Consider the following 1,551-nt stretch of genomic DNA (forward strand, 5'->3'; position numbering starts at 1 on the left):
CAAAAAATACAGCCATTCAATGGAATGACTATCATATCAATATCGTTGACACACCTGGGCACGCTGACTTCGGTGGCGAAGTAGAGCGTGTATTATCGATGGTTGACTCGGTATTGCTGTTGGTTGATGCCGTTGATGGGCCGATGCCTCAAACTCGTTTTGTGACTTCAAAAGCGTTTGAGCAGGGTTTACGTCCTATTGTTGTAATCAATAAAATAGATCGCCCGGGTGCTCGTCCAGACTGGGTGATGGATCAGGTTTTCGATTTGTTTGATAGCTTGGGTGCGACGGATGAACAGTTAGACTTCCCTGTTATTTATGCGTCGGCGCTGAATGGTATTGCTGGTTCAGACCCTGAGGATATGGCTGACGATATGACGCCGCTGTATGAGATGATCACAGAACAAGTGCCAGCGCCTGATGTAGATCCTGAAGGAATGTTCCAGATGCAGGTGTCTGCATTGGCTTACGACAGCTACGTAGGTGTTATTGGTGTAGGTCGTATTACTCGCGGAACATTGAAGCCAAATCAGCAAGTAATTATTAAAGATGCCAAGGGTAATGAGCGTAAAGGCAAGGTGCTTAACGTCAAAACTCATATGGGGCTTGAGCAGGTTGAGACGCCACTGGCGAATGCTGGAGATATTGTTTGTATCAATGGTATTGATGGCTTAGGTATTTCAGATACTTTGTGTGACCCGGAGTGTGTAGAGGCTTTGCCAGCACTAAACGTAGATGAGCCAACCGTAAGTATGACCTTCGTGGTGAATGATTCTCCTTTTGCAGGCCTGGAAGGTAAGTTTGTTACGACGCGTAATATTAAGGACCGTCTTGATCAAGAGCTTATTCACAATGTGGCATTACGAGTGGCGCCAGGTGATACGCCGGACAAGTTTGTTGTCTCGGGTCGTGGTGAATTACACCTTTCTGTATTGATTGAAACAATGCGTCGTGAAGGTTTTGAGATGGCGGTATCGCGCCCTGAAGTTGTCCAGAAAGAAGTTGATGGCCAGATTCACGAGCCGTATGAGATGGTTGTAATTGATGTTGAAGAGCAGCATCAAGGGCCTGTGATGGAAGCAATGGGTTTGCGAANGGCAGAATTAACCAATATGGAGTTGGATGGTAAAGGGCGTGTGCGTCTTGAGTTTGTTATCCCTTCTCGTGGTTTGATCGGTTTCCGTGGATTATTCCTGACGCTGACTTCTGGTTCAGGCATCATGACGAGTGTCTTTGATCACTATGGCGAAGTGAAGTCTGGTGGCTCTTTTGAGCGTCAGAACGGTGTGTTGGTGAGTATGGTCAAAGGTAAGACCACTGCTTATTCGTTGTTTACTGTTCAGCAGCGTGGCCGTTTATTCTTAGGCCCTGGTGTTGATATTTATGAAGGTCAGATTGTCGGCATTCACTCACGCTCTAATGACTTGGTTGTTAATACGGTCAAAGGTAAGCAGCTAACGAACGTTCGTGCATCGGGTACCGATGAGGCCTTGACCTTGGTTCCGCCGATTACGCATACGCTAGAGCAGGCGCTTGAGTTTATCGAAGATG

1 protein-coding gene is annotated in these 1,551 nt (G+C 46.8%); it reads left to right on the top strand.

The annotated features are described in order from the left end of the window. A partial coding sequence (gene typA, locus A3763_RS25770) for a translational GTPase TypA (protein ID WP_068760727.1) occupies positions 1 to 1,551 on the top strand: 1,551 nt, incomplete at both ends.

The organism is Oleiphilus sp. HI0128 (assembly GCF_001635365.1).